Raw genomic sequence first — 3,796 nt, forward strand, 5'->3', positions numbered from 1 at the left:
CCAACGGCCTTCTTCTACGGCCTCGCCGTTTTCTATACCTTCAACATGCTGCTCAACTGGTACTACTATGCCCGCAGGGGTGCAGAAAAACCTTGCTGAGAGATTTACATTACGGAGCCACTCTGCGCTGACCAAGCTTGTTCTGATGGGGTTTTGTGCCCCTGGAATAGAGCGGGTGCTCATTCTCAAACCTTGTCCTTCAAGGTAAGATGAACCGTACAAAAACTACGATCCCTGTACTGGCCCCTGCAGGCAGGCTGCGCTCTACAGTGTTCCAGGTGCGCCCTCTTTAGACATGTTCGATTAAGGTTCAGCAGTGGACGTTATCGGCTACCGGTTGCGCGGCTGGTTACCTGGCTCTGGAACCTGAAATTTATTTCTAAAGCGGAGATGCTACATGCTCCTCGCACTGAACATAAAAGAGGACGGGATGAAACCACCCCAAAGCCATAGAAAGCAAGGAGAAGGCCTATGAACACAACATCCAAGCATCCAGCAAGAAAAACCGTGACCCTGATCCCTGGAGATGGGGTGGGGCCGGAATGCGTTCGCGCTGCCCAGCGCATCATCGAGGCGACTGGTGTCGCCATTGTCTGGGAGGAGCGTCAGGCAGGTGCAAGCGTCTTCCGAGCAGGCACTGCCTCCGGCGTACCCCAGGAGACCATCGAGTCAATCCGCAACACCCGCGTTGTGCTAAAGGGGCCGCTCGAGACCCCCGTCGGCTTCGGCGAGAAAAGCGCCAACGTCACCCTCCGCAAACTCTTCGAGACCTACGGCAATATTCGACCCGTGCGCGAGCTACCGGGTGTGTCAACCCCATACAGCGGACGTGGCATTGACCTGGTGGTGGTTCGCGAGAACGTCGAAGACCTTTACGCGGGCATCGAGCACATGCAGACCCCCGGTGTGGCCCAGTGCCTTAAGCTCATCTCGTCCAAGGGCTGCGAGAAGATAGTCCGCCTCGCCTTCGAGCTTGCGATCGCTGAAGGGCGCAAACGCGTCCACTGCGCGACCAAATCCAACATCATGAAGCTCACTGAGGGAGCCCTCAAGCGCACCTTCGAGAAAGTCAGCCAGGAGTATCCTGAAATCGAAGCCCAGCACATCATCATTGACAACTGCGCCCACCAGCTGGTCAAGAAACCCGAGCAGTTCGATGTGATTGTGACCACCAACATGAACGGCGACATCATCAGCGACCTCACTTCGGCGCTGGTGGGTGGGCTGGGGTTCGCGCCCTCGGCAAATATTGGCAACGATGTGGCCATCTTTGAAGCGGTGCACGGTTCGGCGCCGAAGTACGCGGGCCGCGATGTGATCAATCCGACCGCAGTCGTGCTGTCGGCGGTCATGCTGCTGCGCCACCTGGGCGAGTTCGAGGCGGCAACCAGAATCGAGCAGGCCATTCTGGTCACCCTCGAGGACGGCAAGGTTCAGACCGGCGACGTGGCGGGCTATGATAAAGCAGCGTCCACCACCGCTTTCACCGAGGCCATCATCGCAAACCTTGGCCGAAAGTCTGAGCGATACCAGGTTCGGGAGCACAAGCCGATCAAGCTTCCTGAAGTAGATCCGGCCCCAAACTTCGTCCGACCTCGAGATAGACGGGTGGTGGGTGTAGATATCTTTGTGGAGTCATCGCTCTCGCCCGAGGCGCTTGGAAAGAGCCTCGAGTACCTCGCCGTTGAGACTCCCGCCAGGCTGAAGATGATCTCCAACCGGGGAACCAAGGTCTACCCCTCGACCGGCGCGATCACCGACTGCGTGGACCACTGGCGCTGCCGCTTCGTGGTGCGCGAGGCAGGTGCCGACCTGGCGGATGCTGCCGTTCTTGACCTGCTACAGCGTATCGCTGTGGAGCACCGCTGGATGCACCTCGAAAAGCTCCAGGAGTTCGACCAGGTGAGTGGATTCACGATGGCGCAGGGCGAGGATTGAAGCGCGAGATAGAAGGGCACCCATTCACGGAATCCAGAGGCGGCGGAGAGGCGGTTTTCAAGGCAGCCTGGGATGCAGTCCAGTTGAAAACCGCCCGGATACCAGATTCGGAGGGTTTCGCTATCAAAAAGGTGGCAAACCAACCCGACCAACGGGTGTAGTTCCGGGTTCAAAAAATAGCCTCCTGGTGTTCTGGGCCTGGTTTGACAGCCCGGCAGCGGAGTTCGGTCGTCCACACTACCGGAGGCTGGATGTCTCCCCCTGGTCTCTCGCCAATGGTTCTCGTTCACAATACGGGGAAATCCCGACCAACATACTTGATTTATTTTCCATAGCTTGCTAGTTTTGTGCATGTTGCCGGTGAAATGCCTGGACATCATGGGATACCCAGGGCCCTTCACCCACGACACGGTACTTTCTTGCTGTCCCCCAGCTTATGGTTCCCAGCCTGGCCAAACCCATTCCCAAATCGCTGCTGGCAGTAGCTTTACTGGTGGGTTTGGCGGTGACGTTGCCGCTGTTGTATCTGGTACTGCGGGCTGCGGAAGCCGAACCCCATCAACTAATTGAGATTGTCCTGCGCGAACGCAACCTGCTGCTGCTGGCCAACACCCTGGCCCTGCTGGTTGGGGTGACTGTCCTGACCACTCTGCTGGCCTTGCCGCTGGCCTGGATTACCAGTCGAACCAGCCTGCGAGGCAAGCGCATCTGGACGGTTCTGCTGGTGTTGCCGCTGGCGGTGCCCGGGTATGTAGGGGTATTTGGTTTCTTTGGTGCGACCGGTGCAAATGGCTGGTTGGAAAACCTGTTGGGCTTTCCCTGGCCCAGGCCCACCGGCTACCTGGGTGCATTGGGGGTCTTGACCCTCTTCACCTATCCCTACTTGTTCTTGAACCTGCGGGCAGCCCTTATGGGGCTGGACTCAGGGCTCGAGGAATCAGCCCGCAGCCTGGGGTACAAACGCTACGAAGTTTTTTTGCGGGTGATACTGCCCCAGTTAAGACCCGCCCTGTACTCTGGCTGGCTGCTGGTCGGTCTGCACGTCCTGGGAGATTTTGGCGTGGTGAGCCTGGTGCGCTTCGAGACCTTCAGTTATGCCATTTTCCTGCAATACTCCGCCGCATTTGACCGGGTTTATGCAGCCTGGCTTTCCCTGATGCTGATTCTACTCACCGGCAGCCTGCTCCTGCTTGAGGCGCGAATGCTTAAAAACCTGTCCCTTAGCCGGGTAGGGCTCGGCAGCGCAAGGCGGCAAAACCTGGTGAGGTTGGGAGCCTGGACCCTGCCCTCCTATGCCTTGATGGGGCTCTCCCTGGTGGGAGCCCTGATCGTCCCCCTCACCTCCATTTTTTACTGGACCCTGCAGCACCCCGATACGTATGTGGGCGGCCTGGCAGGCATCCTGGAAGCCCTGAAAAACTCGTTGCAGGCTTCGGCTCCGGCGGCTCTGGTAGCAGCCGGTCTGGCGCTGCCGCTGGCTTATCTGGGGGTGCGGTATCCCGGCAGGCTCTCGCGGATGCTCGAGCGCACTGCATACATCGGCTATGCCACGCCCCCCCTGGCCTTTGCTCTGGCTCTGATTTTCTTCAGTTTGCGCGGGGTACCTTTTCTCTACCAGACCCTGACCCTGCTGATCCTGGCCTACGCCTTGCATTTTCTGGCCGAGGCCATCGGCCCCATTCGCAGTGCGCTCTACCAGGCCCCGCCCCGGCTCGAGGAGGCCGCCCGCAGCCTGGGCTACAGGCCGTTGCAAGCCTTCCTCAAGGCCACCTTCCCCCTGTTGCAGCGGGGGGTTCTGGCCAGCATGGCCCTGGTGTTTTTATCCGCTGTAAAGGAACTTCCCCTCACCTTCCTGCTG

2 protein-coding genes are annotated in these 3,796 nt (G+C 59.0%); both read left to right on the plus strand.

The genetic code is table 11. The annotated features are described in order from the left end of the window. The first annotated feature begins 471 nt into the window (after positions 1 to 471). Positions 472 to 1,938 (plus strand): NADP-dependent isocitrate dehydrogenase, encoded by a 1,467-nt coding sequence (locus Q0288_RS14815; protein ID WP_299431987.1) that lies wholly within the window; start codon positions 472 to 474, stop codon positions 1,936 to 1,938. A gap of 436 nt (positions 1,939 to 2,374) precedes the next feature. After that, the coding region (locus tag Q0288_RS14820) for an iron ABC transporter permease (RefSeq protein ID WP_299431990.1) at positions 2,375 to 3,796 on the plus strand (1,422 nt) is incomplete at its 3' end.

This window comes from uncultured Meiothermus sp. (assembly GCF_937863175.1).
Taxonomy (GTDB): domain Bacteria; phylum Deinococcota; class Deinococci; order Deinococcales; family Thermaceae; genus Meiothermus.